General features: G+C 64.3%; 15 protein-coding genes. 5 read left to right on the top strand and 10 right to left on the bottom strand.

What is annotated here, in order from left to right; genetic code table 11:
* The first annotated feature begins 8 nt into the window (after nt 1–8).
* Nucleotides 9–980, top strand: coding sequence for a glycosyltransferase family 2 protein (locus BMG00_RS15350; protein WP_078574947.1), 972 nt, complete (start codon nt 9–11; stop codon nt 978–980).
* Here BMG00_RS15350 and BMG00_RS15345 read toward each other — a convergent pair.
* The 5 genes from BMG00_RS15345 to BMG00_RS15325 all read right to left on the bottom strand — a co-directional run bounded on the left by BMG00_RS15345 (nt 977) and on the right by BMG00_RS15325 (nt 7,948).
* Nucleotides 977–2,407, bottom strand: a complete 1,431-nt coding sequence (locus tag BMG00_RS15345; RefSeq protein ID WP_078574946.1) for an O-antigen ligase family protein — start codon at nt 2,405–2,407, stop codon at nt 977–979. The genes BMG00_RS15350 and BMG00_RS15345 overlap by 4 nt on opposite strands.
* Nucleotides 2,407–4,551, bottom strand: coding sequence for a right-handed parallel beta-helix repeat-containing protein (locus tag BMG00_RS15340; protein ID WP_078574945.1), 2,145 nt, complete (start codon nt 4,549–4,551; stop codon nt 2,407–2,409). The genes BMG00_RS15345 and BMG00_RS15340 overlap by 1 nt, the downstream gene beginning before the upstream one ends.
* Nucleotides 4,552–4,689: 138 nt before the next feature.
* Complete coding sequence (locus BMG00_RS15335; RefSeq protein ID WP_078574944.1) at nt 4,690–5,550, bottom strand: glycosyltransferase family 2 protein; 861 nt, start codon at nt 5,548–5,550, stop codon at nt 4,690–4,692.
* Nucleotides 5,550–6,713 carry a polysaccharide pyruvyl transferase family protein gene (locus tag BMG00_RS15330; protein ID WP_078574943.1) on the bottom strand — a complete coding sequence of 388 codons (1,164 nt, stop codon included), beginning with the start codon at nt 6,711–6,713 and terminating at the stop codon, nt 5,550–5,552. Before BMG00_RS15330 ends, BMG00_RS15335 begins: the two co-directional genes overlap by 1 nt.
* Nucleotides 6,710–7,948, bottom strand: coding sequence for a Coenzyme F420 hydrogenase/dehydrogenase, beta subunit C-terminal domain (locus tag BMG00_RS15325; RefSeq protein ID WP_078530006.1), 1,239 nt, complete (start codon nt 7,946–7,948; stop codon nt 6,710–6,712). Before BMG00_RS15325 ends, BMG00_RS15330 begins: the two co-directional genes overlap by 4 nt.
* A 211-nt stretch (nt 7,949–8,159) precedes the next feature.
* Between BMG00_RS15325 and BMG00_RS15320 the strand changes: the two genes are divergently transcribed.
* On the top strand, nt 8,160–9,563 hold the full coding sequence (locus BMG00_RS15320; RefSeq protein ID WP_158521748.1) for an oligosaccharide flippase family protein: 1,404 nt from the start codon (nt 8,160–8,162) through the stop codon (nt 9,561–9,563).
* Nucleotides 9,564–9,626: 63 nt separating this feature from the next.
* Here the strand turns inward: BMG00_RS15320 and BMG00_RS15315 are convergent, their stop codons facing one another.
* The 4 genes from BMG00_RS15315 to BMG00_RS15300 form a co-directional block, all read right to left on the bottom strand.
* Nucleotides 9,627–9,968 carry a zinc ribbon domain-containing protein YjdM gene (locus BMG00_RS15315; RefSeq protein WP_078575268.1) on the bottom strand — a complete coding sequence of 114 codons (342 nt, stop codon included), beginning with the start codon at nt 9,966–9,968 and terminating at the stop codon, nt 9,627–9,629.
* A gap of 80 nt (nt 9,969–10,048) precedes the next feature.
* Complete coding sequence (locus BMG00_RS15310) at nt 10,049–10,648, bottom strand: HNH endonuclease (RefSeq protein ID WP_078530008.1); 600 nt, start codon at nt 10,646–10,648, stop codon at nt 10,049–10,051.
* A gap of 167 nt (nt 10,649–10,815) precedes the next feature.
* Nucleotides 10,816–11,478, bottom strand: a complete 663-nt coding sequence (locus BMG00_RS15305) for an alpha/beta hydrolase (protein ID WP_078530009.1) — start codon at nt 11,476–11,478, stop codon at nt 10,816–10,818.
* Nucleotides 11,475–12,107: a DNA-3-methyladenine glycosylase family protein gene (locus BMG00_RS15300; RefSeq protein WP_078574941.1), complete on the bottom strand. Its 633-nt coding sequence runs from the start codon at nt 12,105–12,107 to the stop codon at nt 11,475–11,477. Before BMG00_RS15300 ends, BMG00_RS15305 begins: the two co-directional genes overlap by 4 nt.
* Nucleotides 12,108–12,172: 65 nt before the next feature.
* Here BMG00_RS15300 and BMG00_RS15295 point away from each other — a divergent pair, with 65 nt between their 5' ends.
* Complete coding sequence (locus BMG00_RS15295) at nt 12,173–13,399, top strand: MFS transporter (RefSeq protein ID WP_078530011.1); 1,227 nt, start codon at nt 12,173–12,175, stop codon at nt 13,397–13,399.
* Between the two features lie 83 nt (nt 13,400–13,482).
* Here the strand turns inward: BMG00_RS15295 and BMG00_RS15290 are convergent, their stop codons facing one another.
* Nucleotides 13,483–13,983, bottom strand: coding sequence for an Lrp/AsnC family transcriptional regulator (locus BMG00_RS15290; RefSeq protein WP_078530012.1), 501 nt, complete (start codon nt 13,981–13,983; stop codon nt 13,483–13,485).
* A 167-nt stretch (nt 13,984–14,150) separates the two neighbouring features.
* Between BMG00_RS15290 and trxB the strand changes: the two genes are divergently transcribed.
* Together trxB and BMG00_RS15280 are read left to right on the top strand one after the other, a co-directional pair.
* Nucleotides 14,151–15,101 (top strand): thioredoxin-disulfide reductase, encoded by a 951-nt coding sequence (gene trxB / locus BMG00_RS15285; RefSeq protein WP_078530013.1) that lies wholly within the window; start codon nt 14,151–14,153, stop codon nt 15,099–15,101.
* Nucleotides 15,098–15,577, top strand: a complete 480-nt coding sequence (locus tag BMG00_RS15280) for an RES family NAD+ phosphorylase (protein WP_245795057.1) — start codon at nt 15,098–15,100, stop codon at nt 15,575–15,577. The genes trxB and BMG00_RS15280 overlap by 4 nt, the downstream gene beginning before the upstream one ends.

Below are 15,577 nucleotides of genomic sequence, written 5' to 3'. Positions count from 1 at the left end.
GCCCGATCATGGCCTCGGACCGTCCCGCGCTTGGCGTCATCATCGTCACCTATCGCTCTGCCGATGTGATCGGGGCGTGCCTTGCCTCGCTGCGCGCGGCGACGGGTGTCGCGCTGCATGTGGTCGTGGTCGACAATGCCTCGCCCGATGACACGGTCGATGTGATCCGTGCCGCGGTTCCCGATCTGATGGGAGCGGCGGAGGCGGGTCAGGAAGGGATTGCGCTGATCGAGGCCGGAACCAATGGCGGGTTCGCGGCGGGCGTCAACCTCGGACTGGCCCGGCTGGCGGCAAATCCGGGCCTTGAGCGCTTCTGGCTGCTCAATCCCGATTGCGTGGTGCCTCCCGAGACGCCTTATCTGCTCGCAACCCACGATCCGGGGTCGCGCGGGGCGGCGATGATCGCACATCGGGTGGTTTATGGCGACGATCCGGAGAAGATTCAGATCGATGGCGGGGTGATCGACCGGCGCACCGGGATCACCCATAACCTCAATCAGTTCGCTCCTGCGAGTTCCCCTACCCCCGACCCATCGCGGATCGATTTCGTGACCGGGGCGAGCCTTGTCGCCACCCGCGCCTTTGTCGAGCGCGCGGGGCCGATGACCGAGGACTATTTCCTTTACTACGAAGAGGTCGACTGGGCGTTGCGCCGGGGCGACCTGCCGATTTCCTTTTGTGAAGGCGCGGTCGTGCGGCATGTCGCGGGCACCGCGATCGGCTCGCAGCGGATGGGCTCGGTCGCCTCGCCCTTCTCTCAATATTTCAAGCACCGCGCCCGGGCGATGTTCCTGCGCCGCCACTTCCCCAAAGGGCTGATCGGCGGCGCGCTCTGGTCGCTCGCGAAGGCCGCGCAACTCGGCGCCAAGGGCCATCGGCCAGAAGCCGGAGCGCTGCTGCGCGGCTTCTTCGGGATGGCCCCGCCTGCGGACGTTCTGGCGGCGCTCAGCCCGGACGCGCGGGCCAAGATCGGGCGTTAGCGGGGGGTGCGGCGATGCGTCTGGGCAAAGCGCGTATAGGCTGCGCTGCGCTGCCCGGACCTGCGCCCCACGGCGTCTTCTCCATTCGCTGAAGCGTCAGTCTCGCTGCGGTCGTCGGTGGAGCGATTCTTCACCTCTTCCGTCAGCATCCACATGCCCGCACCGAAAAGGAAGAAAGTGAAGGCGTATATCGATTCCCAGACATAGACGGTGCAAAGCGTGAAGGTCATGCCCGCGAAGGTGAAGACCCAGGACCTGCGGAAGTTCTGCATCCTAACGTCGCCACTGAAATCGCGGAACATGACCTTGAAGAGCCCCCAGAGATACCCTGCCGTTACCAGCAGGAACCCCGGAATTCCGTAACGGACCGCCATCACCAGCCAGAAATTGTCCATGCTCCCCGAATACATGTACCAGGGCCGCACCCAGTCGTTGAGACCGATGCCGAAGATCGGGTTCGCCCAGACATTCTTGAGGCCCCATTCGAAGATGATGGTGCGCCAGTAGGCGGTATGGGCCGAGAAGGTCGCATAACTCAGGAAAACCATGATCGCCGAGCGGTTCGAGATCAGATCCACCGTCACGTAAGCGAGGCTCACCAACCCGACCAGAAGCCACCAGCGCCACTCCAGACGTCGCAGCGCGATGTACCAGCCGATCAGTCCGATCTGCAAAAGAAGCGAGAGCAGCGCGCCCGAAGACAGGGCGAGAAAACCGTTGAGCAGGATAAGCCCGCTCGCCACGATCCGCCACGACAGCGACTTGATCCCGTCGAAGGCGACGAAGGCGAAGGCGAAAACCACCGAACAATAAAGCCCGAAATGAATTGGATGCGCGAAGGGCCCCTGCACGCGCTCAAGTCCCATACGGGGATCTTGATAGTTGATCGTGATCGTTCCCATGCCGGGGATCTTGTCGATCAGGGTCGGGATCAAGGTGGTGCCGGTTTTCGTCTCATATAGCGAAAACACCGTCATCAACAGGACCGACCAGATCAGAACGCGGCCGAGCGCCGCGAAATCCTCGCGGGTGCGAATGAAGGCGCGCCCCATGAGATACCCGCCGAAGAACTCGATCCCGACCGAGCCCGCTTGCTGGATCACCCGGTCCGGATTGTTTACCGCGAGGGCGATCGACAGCCAGATCGTGTGAAACAGGAAAAGCCAGTCGACCGGCAAGATACGCCCGTAGCGTCCGGTGAAAAGACGGATGAAAAGCGGCACCGTCATCACCATCAGGACGAGACGCGGACCGGTCAGCGCGAGCGAGCCGAGGTTGAACTTGAAAGGAAACAGGATCGCCAACAGGAAGATGAAGACGGGCAAAGGCAATTTCGTCTTTGCCAGTGCTGCGTCGGGAAGAGCCCCGGCCAGCGAACCGTATCGAGCGGCGCCATAGGCCTCGCGCCCCAGGGCGCCGGCCCGCATCACCGCATCGCTCCGGTCACCGTGGGGCCGCTCGCGTCAAGATCGATCGCCGAGAGCTCGCCATGGAAGCTGTCCTTGTTGCCGAAAGGATTGCCGAAGGCCAGCCCCCAATATTCCATCTTGCGCACCCGCCCCGAGACAGTGCCCTTTCCGATCACCTCGTCGCCCGCAAGCACCTCGAAGAGCTTGTCGCGCGAGGAATAGCGCAACGTGATGTCGTGCCACTCCCCGTCGAAGAGCGCGATCGCCTTGGTGCGCAAGAACAGGCGCTGTCCAGTCTCGGGCCGGAAATCCACGGTGAAACTGCCTCGCCCCGTGGCCTTCACGAAAAGCGACTGATGCACGCGCAGGAGCTCGCCCGCGGATTTGTAATCCCCCATCGCCCGAAGCCGCAAATGGAGGTTGAAACGGTCGGCCCCGAAGAAGGGAGCGATCATGCCGGGCGGAATTTCCAACGCCCCATCGCCGCGACCGAACTCGATCGCACCGGGACTGAGAGGCAAGGTGTCGAGCGCCTCGGGCTCGGCGCCCACATGCGAGATGATCCGGCCGAGTTGCGGATCATAGCTGACGACACGCTCGTCGATGACCGCGATACGGCCCGAGCTTGAGGCCGCGCGACCGTCGGGCAGCGTCACCTTCAGCGCGACATTGTAGATCCCGGGCTCGGCAAAGCGCAGCGGCACGTCCGCGCCCTCGATCTTTCCGGTTTGCGCAATCGTCCAGTCATAGCGCACCTCTTCGGGGTTCACGCCGTCGGGCAATAGCGTCTTGCGCGCGTCAAAGAGCATGTCGAGCCCGCCCTCGGGCGCGCGATCGAAGCGCATCACCGGCTGGAAGCCATGCGTTCGATCGAGCGTATCAAGCATCGGCGCGCCCACGCCAGAGCCGGCCAGAGCACCGCCGGGCAGATAGGAGAAATTGGTCAGGTCGTCAGGCAGACCGGTTCGCGCTGCCACGAAGAGTGCATCGTAGAAATCCGCCCGCCCCGGCGTCGTATCCTGAATCAGGAGATTGCCGCTCACGCGCCAGTCGGCCTGTCCGACCGGCCCGGCGATCTCGCTGACCGCATTGCGCGCGATCGTCACGTCGCGCGACGTCTTTGCCACCCGTATCTGCGGAATCCAGAGCACCGGATCGCGCGTCTCACCTTCGGAAAAAACGTTGTGGATCAGCGTGTTGTTTTCGACCTTAACGCCATCGGCCTGCCCCACCGTAATCCCGTGCAGATGCGCATTGACGATCACGTTGTCGCGGATCTCGACGTTGCGAAAGAACATCTCCTCGCCCGCCTCGCCGCGATCGACGAGTTCGTTGCGCATCAGGATCGACTGGGTAAACCCGCCCAATCCCGAATTCAGCACATTGCCCGCAATCACGATATCGCGGCTCGGGCGCTCTGTTCCGGCGGTCCAGAACTGGATCATGTCGGCATGATCGCCGGTGTCGATCGCACGCAGGAAATCGTGGATATGATTGCCGACAATCCGCACTCGTTCGACCTGCGCGAAATTGAGCCCGTCCATCCGCATCGCGTGGATGTCGTTATCCTCGAGCGTCAGATCGGTGCAGTCGGTGATAATCGCTCCGCGATAGAACCCCCGAAACTCGTTGCGCGAAAGTGTTATCTCGGTCGAGGAGCGCAGCGCCAACCCGAAGCCAGTCGGCAAGGGGCCAAGCTCGGGCTGGACAGGATCGGGCGGCGCCACATCGCCATCGAAGAGACTGTCGAGGATCTGCAAATCCCGCGTGGTGAAGACCTGGAAAGGGCGCGTATTGGCGGCATCGCCTGGGGTATAGGTGTAATCGAAGGTGAGATTTTCGAGCACGAGATGACTCACCTCGCGTAGATCCATGGTCTCGATCCGGGCTGGTTTTTCCGGATCGGCGGAACGGATCACGATCGGTGCCTCGGGCTCGCCTGCCTTCTTGTAGAGCGTCAGCGCAGGATAATTTCCCGGCGCGATTTCAACCACATCTCCCGCAGCGATACGCGAGAGGGCTTCCGTCAGCTCCTGCGGTGACCCGACTTTCCAATCCTTGGCGAAAACCGGACCCGCGAGCACCAAAGCGAGCGCACAGCCCAGCAGCCCGCGCCGAAAGGCACGGGCAAGATGCCCTTGTTCTGTCGCGATCTGCTCCATCGCTTCCTGCCTGTCTTGGCGACTTTGTTAACGCCGCTCTAACCTTGTCTTACGTCAAAAATAGGGCGCGGGCGTTCGTTCGGGCAAGGATTTTCACGCTCCGAGGGCAGAGGCGGTCCGATTGTGGCCCTCGCGCCGCTAGAGCTTGCCGAAGAGCGCCTGACGCAACATCCAGCCCATCCGCGCAAGCCGCAACCGAGCCAGCGTCCCCATCGCCCGCATCCGCTCGCCCACGCCGTTCAGTCCCGGGTGACGCAGCACCTTGGGGATATGGGCGAGGATCGAGACCGGCATCAGGAGCGCCTTGCCCGCCCAACGCAGCCGGTCCATGGCGCCCGAGCCGTTCACGCCAAAGCCCTCCTCGGTCAGCCGCCGCCACTTGCGGCTCAGCGCCGCCCAGTCCTGCCGAGAGGGATGACCCACGCGCAGCTCTTCCGCATAGACGAGGCGATACCCTTTCGCGGTCGCGCGGCGGCACCAGTCGAGATCCTCCGACAGCCCCGCGATGAACGGCCCCGTCGCCTCGAAGACGTCGCGACGGGTCACGAGATTACCCGTGCCGGAAAACCCCTTCTCCTCGATATAGCGGCGGAAATCGAAGGCGAAGATGGTCTCGAAGGCTTCCGCGCCCGAGCGCGGCGGCGGGGTCTCGTCGAAGACGAAGACATGCCCGCCGACAAGATCGCCCCTCTCGGCCACGGCAAAGGCCGTCGCGATCCAGTCGGGATCGGCCACGCAATCGCTGTCGATGAAGAAAAGCCGCGGCGCTTTTGTCTCGGCCACACCGCGATTGCGCGCCTCGGCCGCGCCTTTCTTCGCCTCGGTTACGATCCGCAGATCGGGGTAAGCGGCGCGGATCGGCGCCAGATCGACGGTGGAATTATTGTCCACCACCAGCAATTCGCAGCGCGCATCAAGCTGCGGCGCGAGCGTGTCGAGACAGCGGATCAGCCGCTCGACATCGTTGTAATGCGGGATGATGACAGCGGCCTCGACCATCACAGCGCCTCCATCAACTGCAACAGCGCCGCGTCATAGGCTGAAAGCCGGTCCAGCCCGCGCGCCAAAGCCGCGCGCGCCTCTTGGGCAAGCGCCGCTCGATTGGTGAATCCGTCCTGCAACGCGGTCATCACCGCATCCGCATCGGCCTTTGTGCAATCGATCGTATGGGCGTAACCCAGCGCGCCGAACAGCCCCTCGAACTTGCGGCTATAGGCGAGCGGCACGACCGGCACGCCCGAGGAAAACGCTGCGATGCAGGCATGCATCCGCGCGCCCGCGAAGAAATCCATTCCCGCGATATAGCTCTTTGCTTCTGACGGGCTGGCGAAAGCGGGCGCGCAGCTCACGCCATGCGCCTCGGCCAATGCGGCGCTGGCGCGGTAATCATCCTCGATCACCATCGGCCCTTCCGCGACGATCACATGGGGCACGAGATGGACCTCCGCCCCCTGCCCCTTGAACCACTCGATCGCGCGCGCCATCAGCGCCGGGTAATCGAGTGTCATGCCGAAATCATTGCCCCCGTGATAGCCCCCCGCCATCAGCAGCCCCGAGACGTTGAGACCGACACGGACCGGGCCATCGTCCCGCGACTGAGGGGCGTCATACGGCAGCCGCAACGCGAGATCGGAGGCCAGAACGGAAGGCCCGCGATAACCCAGCTCGCCAAGCGCCACCTGCGAGCGCTCATCGCGCACCGCCACCAGCGCCGAGCGTTTCAGCGTCGCCCCCGCCAGCCAGCGCGCCCAGCGTTTTGAGAACGGGCCGACCGTCTGCGGCGCGACGACCAATGGCGTGCGCGCCAGATGGCTCGCGAATTTCATCCAGAACATCTTGAGCAGGCGATTGGCCCCGTAGATATCGGCGAAACTGTCCCCGCCGCCCACGTCGATCACCAGATCCGCCGCCTTAACTTCAGCCAGCAAGCCATTGGGTGATTTCAGAAAAGCACCATCGACCTCAATCAACCGCAGGTCATCGCCCGCGACATAGGGCGCGCGGCGGTCCTTCCAGTCGAGCACGGTGATCTCCAGCGCCCGGCCCGCCTTCGCGGCCAGATCGCGCAGCAAGGCGATCTCGGAGACCGTCAACGCGCCGACGCCCAGATTGTCGGAGCGCGTCGAATGAAAGATCAGGCAGATGCGCAGGGGGCGTCTCATGCTTGCCTCCGCAACGCACGGCGCAGCGTGCCCAGAAAATTGCGCGCGTTCCGCGAAAGCGGGTTCTGGCGCGCACAGGCACGCAGGTTGAGCCCTTCGTAACGCGGCACCGGCCGCAGCATCAGCTTCAGCGCTGCAAGGCGCGCGAAAAGCGCCCGTCGCCTCTCGCGCTGCCCGGGCTGGATCGCAGCGAGCTCTGCCACGTCGAAAGGTTGGGTCTCAAGCGCACCTGCCCCCTCCGCCTCAGACAGTAGCTCCACCCCGAGTGCCGTGCGCGCCACGATCAGGCTTTGCCCCGGCGCCTCGTCAAAGATCGGATATCCACGCGGATCCGCCTCCCACGCATCTGCGAAAACCAGATCAGCCGCGCCCCCCGTGCCGTCGGCGCAGATCTTGCAACGATGCTGGACATGACCCGAGAGCACCCCGCCCCAAGCCTCGTGATAGGACATCTCGCGCTCGGTTCCGTCATTCAGCTTGGCGACGGCCCGACCGGGCCAGCCATTGCCGCGATAGCGAAAGCTCTCGAGACGATCGGCATCCGCCCCCATCGCGGCGAGAAGCTCTTCGGCCCCGCGCGCACTTGGCACGCCGGCACAGAAGAAAGACAGGATCACCGGAAAGGTATGAGCGATCGCCGGATCTCGCGCGGCAGCCGCGCGCAGCGCCGCCGCATCGCAGGGCTTGCCGATGAACGCGTGACGCCGCCCCGATGCGCGCAACGCCGCAAGCCCAGCAAGTGGCGCGGAGGGCGCATAGCGTGAGCCCGCCGAGGCGAGGATGTGAGCACGTGCCGTACTGATCCGTGTCCGATTGCCGGTCGGGTTCGCTGGATCGGCTTCGATCTGCACAACCGCATCGACCCGCCCCGTCTCCAGAAGATGTGCTGCGAGTGCCGAGAGCGCCCCACCCGAGGCTCCCGCATGACGCAAGGCGGGATCAGTGGAAAAGCCGGTCTTCATTCGCTCGAACGGCCCCCAGAGCACCTCCTGCCCCGGCTTCGCGGGCCGCGCGCTTTGACCGAGCCCCGGACAGCTCGCCGCGATCGCAGCCTCCTGCGCGGCCGGGATCGGGCCGCGCTGCACTGGCCGCAGGAACCCGCGCGCATCGACCGCCATCGTCACCGCCTCGGGCGCAAGTCCGGCGCAGAGCCCACAGCCCGCGCAAAGATCGCCAGCCGCCACGAGAGAAAGCGCGGCGCTCGGCGGCGTCGGGGTCTGGGCTTGGGTGGTCATGCTCGATCATTCTCGTTTTGCGACGCAGTTGAACAGCAAAGCCGGAGTCCTGACAAGTCTGCGGCGCGGCGCGGGATGCGCGCTGCGTGGCGCCCATGTCACAGGTTCCCACACCGGCATGAGGCAGTACGCTTGACCTCCCGGGGCGCGGCGCAGGAATATGCGAACGAACCCGCGCGGATCTGACGTCTCGCGCCTTGCCGGACGAGAGATGCTTCGCACCGCCCTTCTGATCGTGACCGGAAACGCCTCCGCTTCGGCGTTGCTGCTGGCGCGCAACCTGTTGCTCGCGCGGCTGATCCCGGTGGCCGATTACGGCGTGGCCGCAACCTTCGCGATGATCATGGCGGTGATCGAGATGACCTCGACGCTGGGCTTGCAGCAACAGATCGTGCAGTCGAAGCGCGGGGATGAACCCGATTTCCAGGCCGCTCTCCAGGGGTTTCAGCTGCTGCGTGGGGGGCTGGGCGCGCTGGCGCTGCTGGTGCTGGCCGGACCGATCGCTCAGTTCCTGGGCATTCCGCAGGCAGCTTCGGCCTATCGCTGGCTGGCACTGGTGCCGCTCTTTAACGCGCTGCAGCATTTCGACATCCACCGCGCCCAGCGCGCGGGCCGTTATCGTCCGCTGATACTGACCGGCACCTTGCCCGCCCTTGTGGCCTTCATCGCGGTCTGGCCACTGGCGCTGATCTTCAACGACTGGCGCGCGGCGCTCTGGGCGATCTTGCTATATGCGGCCCTCGGCGCGTTGACCTCGCATTTCGTCGCCGAGCGCCCCTACCGGCCGCGCCTCGATGGCCCCGTGATGCGCGAGAGCCTGCGTTTCGGAATGCCGCTGCTTGCGAATGCAGCGCTGATGTATCTGGTCTTTCAGGGCGACAAGATCATCGTCGGGCGGCTTGCGGGCATGGAGGAGCTGGCGATCTTCGCGATGGGGATGACACTGACACTGACGCCCTCGTTGATCGGTGCGAAATCGGTACAGAACTTGTTCCTGCCGAAACTGTCGAGCGCACATGGGCGCGATGACGAAGCCGAGCATCGCCGGTTCGCCGCGGCAACATTCGAGGGCATGTTCCTCACGGGCTCCACCCTCCTTCTCGGCACCCTCCTCGTAGGGCCGATCGTTGTCGTCGCAGTCTTGGGAGAAAAATATGCGAGCCTCCTGCCGCTCCTGATCCCCTTTGCACTTCTCAACACGATCCGCGCCATCAAGAACGGGCCGAGCACGGTCGCGCTTTCCGCAGGACAGACCGATAACGGGCTCTGGGGGAACGTGCCGAGGATAGCGGTGCTCCCGCTCAGCTATTGGGCGTTGGTTCAGACAGGCTCGATGCTCCCCGTGATCTGGCTGGGCATTATCGGAGAGTTGGCGGGCCTGGCACTGGCGCTATGGCGCCTGTCGAAAGTGATGGCACTTCCCGAGGTGAACCGCGCGGCTCTCACAACGGTCTTCACGATCCTGTCCGTTCTCGTGCTTGCTTACCTGCCCTCCCCGGGCAGCTCGGGCATTCTGGTTACCTGGATCGGCGCACTGGTGCTCGTCGCGGCGCAATTCGCGGGCCTCACCAACCTGAGGAGCTTTTTCAGCCGCGACCCGATGCCGCTGGCGTGAACCACCCTTCCGCCCGCTCGGGAAGACCGTGAAAGGCGCCTTGGGTCGCTTGGCGGGGTTGCCTCAGTCCGAGACCTTCTTCACGAATTGCGACTTGAGACCCATCGGGCCAATGCCGGGGATCTTGCAGTCGATGTCGTGATCGCCCTCGACGAGCCGAATGCCGCGCACCTTCGTGCCGACCTTCACCACCGAGGAAGAGCCCTTCACCTTGAGATCCTTGATCACGGTGACGGTATCGCCATCGGAAAGGACATTGCCGACCGCATCGCGCACCACGGCCTCGCCTTCCGCCTCGGCACCGGGCGACCACTCATGGCCGCATTCCGGGCAAATGAGCAGGGCATCCACCTGATACGTGAATTCGGAGGCGCATTCGGGGCACGGGGGCAGAGTCTCGGTCATGGCAAAAGCCATAAGCGCCGGACGCGCCTTGCGCCAGTCAAATCGCCCGCCTGCGACATGATCGACAGCCCACGACGGTCTCAGGCTTCGAGCTCGGTATCCCAGTAGAGGAAATCCATCCAGCTCTCATGCAGGTATCCCGGAGGAAAGCGCCGCCCGATACGCAGCATGTCTTCCGGCTGGGGCTGACGCGCGGGCTTGAGCAGGCGCATCCCGGAGCGTTCGAGCGGCTTGTTCGCCTTCCTGAGATTGCACGGCGCGCAGGCCGCCACGACATTCTCCCAGCTGGTAATCCCCCCGCGCGAGCGCGGAATGACGTGATCGAAGGTCAGATCGCCCTTCTTGCCGCAATACTGGCACTTGAATTCGTCCCTCAGAAAAAGATTGAAGCGCGTGAAAGCCACGCGCTTCTGGGGTCGGACATATTCTTTGAGGACGACGACCGAGGGGATCTTGAAGGCCTCGCGCTGGCTGCGCACAACCTCGTCATATTCGGCCAATATCGTGACCCTGTCGAGGAAGACCGCCTTTATCGCCTCCTGCCAAGGCCACAGCGATAGCGGGTAGTAGGAAAGCGGCCTGAAATCAGCGTTGAGCACAAGCGCGGGATGCCGCCTCAGCGCCGCTGGCTCGCGGGTGAATTGCGTTCGAAAATCGATCCTGTCGCATTCGTCCAGCATGGGTGACTCCGTCCTCGCCCTGTCGCCTGCCTCGGCCCAGGGGCGGGGTCCGCCCCTGCCTTAACGATAACTATATATGGCGTTCGCGATCTGGCAAGCCTCTTGATCTCGCGAATTGCTGCTCTGCAGCACGAATTATCAGAAGGCTGTGACAGGCAGGTGACGGATCAGCCGGGCAGCTTGTCGCGCAGGAAGGCAAGGGCCACGGAGAGACCATCGGGCGCGATGCCATGGCCGGTGCCCTTCATCACATGCGCGTAGGTATCAAAGCCGGCCGAAACCAGCGCGTCGCCCGCCTTGCCCATGTCCGAAAAGGGCACGACCGGATCCTGATCGCCATGTACGAGCAGCACGGGCGGTTTGCTGAGCGCCTCGCCCCCCAAAGCCTCGGGACGCAGCAGGCGGCCCGAGAACGCCACCAGAGCAGCCACAGGTTCGGCACGACGCGGCAGCACCTCGAGCGCCATCATCGTGCCTTGCGAGAAACCGATCACCGCAAGCTGCGCGGGGCTCAGCCCCTGCTCGTCCAGCACCGCGTCGAGAAACGCGTTGAGATCCTCGGCCGCCGCGCGCATCCCCTCGAGCGATTCCGTCTCGGTCGAATTGTCGAGCCAGGGGATCGGAAACCATTGCCGGCCATAAGGCGCCGCGCGACAGGGTTCGGGTGCATCGGGGGCTATGAAAAGCGTGTCGGGCAGATGCCCCCCCAGCGGATCGGCGAGTCCCAGCAGGTCCGCACCGTCCGCGCCATAGCCGTGCAGGAAGACCACCGCCGATTTCACCTGCCCCGATTGCGGCCCCTTGCGACCGGCTTCCAGCTTGCGCGTCATGGCGCCACTCCTTCACGTCTCTTGCACGCGGCGTAATAGGCCCAGAGCCCGCGCGCCGCAACCGCGCGCCAGGGCGACCAGACGGCGGAAAGCTCGTTGAACTGCTTGCGTTTCGGCCGCTCGGGCAGATCGAAGAGAAGACGCGCGCCCTCGGCCAGCGCCAGATCATCCACCGCGAAGACATCCGCGCGGCCCAGAGCGAAGATCAGATACATCTCGACCGTCCAGCGACCGATGCCCGGGATCGGCAGAAGCTGGGCGATCACCTCCTCGTCAGGCAGGACGCGCAGCCCTTCGAAATCGACGCCGGATCCCGCCAGTGCCTGGAGGTAGCGCACCTTCTGGCGCGAGAGGCCACAGGCGCGCAGATCATCCTCAGAAGCTCCCGCGATCGCGACGGGCTCCGCGAAGCCTGCATCAAGCACCTTCGCGCGGATCGAATTGGCCGCCGCCACTGAAACCTGCTGACCGATGATCGCATCGCGCAGGGCGGCGAACCCGTCCTCGCGCCGGCGCAGGGGCCAGGGGCCCGTCATCTCGCAAACTTCGGCAAAACGCGGCTCGGCGCGGCACAGCCAGGCGGTGCCCTCTTCGATATCCGCCTCGCAAGTGATGATACGTCCGACCATGACCGCCACCCTGCCCTATCACGCGCGCGCTTGCCAGCCCTCTTCGCGCGCGCTAGCAAGCGGATATGAGCGATATCACCTCCCCCCAGGACTTCCCGCGCGAGAAGCGCAACACCATCGTCCTCGTGCTCGCCCAGGCGCTGCTGGGTGCGCAGATGCCGATGATCTTCACCGTGGGAGGGCTGGCGGGGCAGATGCTCGCGCCGAACCCCTGCTTCGCGACGCTGCCGCTGTCGCTGATCGTGCTGGGTTCGGTGCTCTCGGCGCAACCGATGTCGGAATTCATGAGCGCTTACGGACGTCGCGCGGGCTTTCTGCTCTCGAATGTCGCGGGCGCGACAGGTGCGGCGATTGCGGCCTATGCGCTCTATATCGGCTCGTTCTGGGTCTTTCTGGGCGGCTCGTTCCTGACCGGCATCTACATGTCGGCCCAGGGCTTCTACCGTTTCGCCGCGACCGACACCGCGCGTCCCGAATTCCAGGCCAAGGCGATTTCCTATGTGCTCGCGGGCGGGCTGGTTGCTGCCATCATCGGCCCCCAACTGGTGAAGGTCACGAGCCAGGCGATGCTCGTGCCCTTCATGGCCACCTATCTCGCGATCATCGCGATCAACGCGATGGGCCCCTTTCTCTTCGCCTTCCTCGACATCCCCGCTCCGGGGCGGCGCAAGAAACACGAGCATCACGAAGGCCGCACCCGGCGCGAGTTGCTCAAGGACCCGGTCATCGTGGTGGCGATGATCTGCGGCATGGTCTCCTACGCGCTGATGAACCTCGTGATGACCTCGACCCCGCTCGCAGTCGTGGGCTGCGGCTTCGAGCAAGGGGACGCGGCCAATATCGTCTCGGCTCACGTTCTCGCGATGTATCTGCCCAGCTTCTTCACCGGCCACCTGATCGCGCGTTTCGGCAAGGAAACGATCGTGGGCGCCGGTCTGGTGATCCTTGCGACCTCAGGCGCTGTGGCCCTGACCGGGGTGGAACTCGAGAAATTCTACCTCGCCCTGATCCTGCTGGGCCTGGGCTGGAATTTCGGTTTCATCGGCTCCACCGCGATGCTCGCCTCGGCCCATGAGCCCTCGGAGCGCGGCCATGTGCAGGGGATGAACGATTTCATCGTCTTCGGCGGCGTGTTCCTCGCATCGCTATCGTCGGGCGGCCTGATGAATTGCGCTCAGGGCGGCAACACGGAAGCCGGCTGGCAGGCGGTCAACCTCGCGATGCTGCCCTTCCTGACGCTTGCGGGCGGCGCGCTGATCTGGCTCGTGATGCGCCCGAAAGAGACGCGCTGAAAGGGGCGCTGTCCCCGCCGACATCTCACGCAACCAAGAGAGGGGCGGCGCCCCACTGCTTTCGGATCAGGAACTGGAAACGCTCAGGCGAGCTTGGAGATGCGCTCTTCGAGAACGTCGAAGGGCACGCCGGGATCGTCCTTGGCGCAGCGGATCACGAGGCTCGTCTTCACGCTCGCGACGTTATCGGCTGCGGTCAGCTCACCGGTGAGGAAGCTCTGGAAGCTCGACAGATCAGGAGCCACGCATTTCAGCACGAAATCGATCTCGCCGTTGAGCATGTGGCATTCGCGCACGAGCGGCCAGTCGCGGCAACGCCCCTCGAAGGCCGACAGATCCGACTCGGCCTGCGAATGCAGACGCACCATCGCGAAGACCTGAACCTCGAATCCCAGCTCGCGCGGGTTCACATCGGCATGGTAGCCGCGAATATAACCCGCCTCTTCCAGCGTGCGCACACGACGCAAGCAGGGAGGCGCAGAGATGCCCACACGCTTGGCCAGTTCGACATTGGTCATCCGACCATCAGCCTGCAATTCGGCGAGGATCTTGCGGTCGATGTCGTCGAGCCGAGAGGTGGGCATTTGAAACTTTCCTTCGTGACTTGCTGCGGAACTTACCTGCGGGCGTCGTGTTGCGCAATAATATTTCGCGCGGGTCGCCGCAAGAGCAATTCGCCGCAGCAAGCGGGGGCTTTTCGCCGCGGCGTGCTCCGATTATATCCGACAGGCAGATTTCAAAGGAGGCGGGCATGTCCGAGACGAAGAAAACCAAGGTCCTGATCATCGGCTCCGGCCCGGCGGGTTACACGGCGGCCGTCTATGCCTCGCGAGCGATGCTCGAGCCGGTTCTCGTGCAGGGCATGCAACCGGGCGGGCAGCTCACCATCACCACCGAGGTGGAAAACTGGCCCGGCGAGAAAGAGATTCAGGGCCCCGACCTCATGGTGAAGATGGAAGAGCATGCCCGCACGATGGGCACCGAGATCATCATGGACATGATCACCGAGCTCGACACCTCCAAGCGCCCCTTCATCGCGAAAGGCGATTCGGGCACCACCTACGAGGCTTCGGCGGTGATCCTTGCCACCGGTGCACAGGCGAAATGGCTGGGCATCCCCTCGGAAGAGAAATTCAAGGGCTTCGGCGTCTCGGCCTGCGCCACCTGCGACGGGTTCTTCTATCGCGGCAAGGAAGTCGTGGTGATCGGCGGCGGCAACACGGCGGTCGAAGAGGCGCTGTTCCTGACCAATTTCGCGTCGAAGGTCACGCTGGTGCATCGCCGCGACAGCCTGCGTTCGGAAAAGATCCTGCAGGATCGCCTGTTCAAGAACCCCAAGGTCGAGATCGAATGGAACCACACCGTTGAGGAGATCCTCGGCACCGAAGCGCCCCTCGGCGTCACCGGCGTGCGGGTGAAATCGACCGTGGACGGTTCGGAAAAAGTGATCCCCTGCGACGGCTTCTTCGTGGCAATCGGGCACGCGCCGTCTTCGGAACTGGTCAAGGACAGCCTGAAGATGCAGGCGGGCGGTTATGTCTGGGTGGAGCCGGGCTCGACCCGCAGCTCGGTGCCCGGCATCTTCGCCGCCGGTGACCTTACCGATCACACCTATCGTCAGGCGGTGACTTCGGCGGGTATGGGCTGCATGGCCGCGCTCGACGCCGAGAAATGGCTTGCCGAGCAGGGCGAGGCCGAGTGATCTCGTTCAACGGCACGGTCTGGCGGATCCTCTCTGCCGACCGCGTCGTTCAAGTGCTTGAACCGGCTCGCCACCCGGAGGGCCGGTTTCATCATTCCGGGCAGCCGGCACTTTATGCCTCGCTGAGCGCGGAGGGCGCGGCTGTGGCGCTTCGGCGTTACGTGCGGGCGGGCGATCCACCTCGCGTGATCGTGCCCCTGAGGATCACCGCAGAAAAGATGGTCGATCTGCGCGGCACCCCCGATCAGGCCGCGGCCTCGATCGTGTGGCAAGATGGGCGTGCGGCGGGCGCCCCCTCGCCCACCTGGGTCTTTTCGGATGGTGCGCGGTCGGCGGGCGCGCAGGGACTGATCTATGCCTCGCGCTCGCGTCCCGAACTGAGCCATCTGGTGCTTTTCGAGATCACGGCGGAAACGGTCACGCAGGACGGAACGGCGCCCCCATGGCAACCGCCCTACCCTGTTCCCGAAATGTAA

The organism is Thioclava marina, assembly GCF_002020135.1.
GTDB lineage: Bacteria > Pseudomonadota > Alphaproteobacteria > Rhodobacterales > Rhodobacteraceae > Thioclava > Thioclava marina.
Note: the sequence above shows the minus strand (reverse complement) of the source record. Positions and strands in the feature narration are given on the sequence as shown.

Coding starts and splice junctions, on each gene's coding strand:
- BMG00_RS15350 (WP_078574947.1), top strand. CDS start 9: ATGGCCTCGGACCGTCCCGCGCTTGGCGTCATCATCGTCACCTATCGC.
- BMG00_RS15345 (WP_078574946.1), bottom strand. CDS start 2,407: ATGCGGGCCGGCGCCCTGGGGCGCGAGGCCTATGGCGCCGCTCGATAC.
- BMG00_RS15340 (WP_078574945.1), bottom strand. CDS start 4,551: ATGGAGCAGATCGCGACAGAACAAGGGCATCTTGCCCGTGCCTTTCGG.
- BMG00_RS15335 (WP_078574944.1), bottom strand. CDS start 5,550: ATGGTCGAGGCCGCTGTCATCATCCCGCATTACAACGATGTCGAGCGG.
- BMG00_RS15330 (WP_078574943.1), bottom strand. CDS start 6,713: ATGAGACGCCCCCTGCGCATCTGCCTGATCTTTCATTCGACGCGCTCC.
- BMG00_RS15325 (WP_078530006.1), bottom strand. CDS start 7,948: ATGACCACCCAAGCCCAGACCCCGACGCCGCCGAGCGCCGCGCTTTCT.
- BMG00_RS15320 (WP_158521748.1), top strand. CDS start 8,160: ATGCTTCGCACCGCCCTTCTGATCGTGACCGGAAACGCCTCCGCTTCG.
- BMG00_RS15315 (WP_078575268.1), bottom strand. CDS start 9,968: ATGACCGAGACTCTGCCCCCGTGCCCCGAATGCGCCTCCGAATTCACG.
- BMG00_RS15310 (WP_078530008.1), bottom strand. CDS start 10,648: ATGCTGGACGAATGCGACAGGATCGATTTTCGAACGCAATTCACCCGC.
- BMG00_RS15305 (WP_078530009.1), bottom strand. CDS start 11,478: ATGACGCGCAAGCTGGAAGCCGGTCGCAAGGGGCCGCAATCGGGGCAG.
- BMG00_RS15300 (WP_078574941.1), bottom strand. CDS start 12,107: ATGGTCGGACGTATCATCACTTGCGAGGCGGATATCGAAGAGGGCACC.
- BMG00_RS15295 (WP_078530011.1), top strand. CDS start 12,173: ATGAGCGATATCACCTCCCCCCAGGACTTCCCGCGCGAGAAGCGCAAC.
- BMG00_RS15290 (WP_078530012.1), bottom strand. CDS start 13,983: ATGCCCACCTCTCGGCTCGACGACATCGACCGCAAGATCCTCGCCGAA.
- trxB (WP_078530013.1), top strand. CDS start 14,151: ATGTCCGAGACGAAGAAAACCAAGGTCCTGATCATCGGCTCCGGCCCG.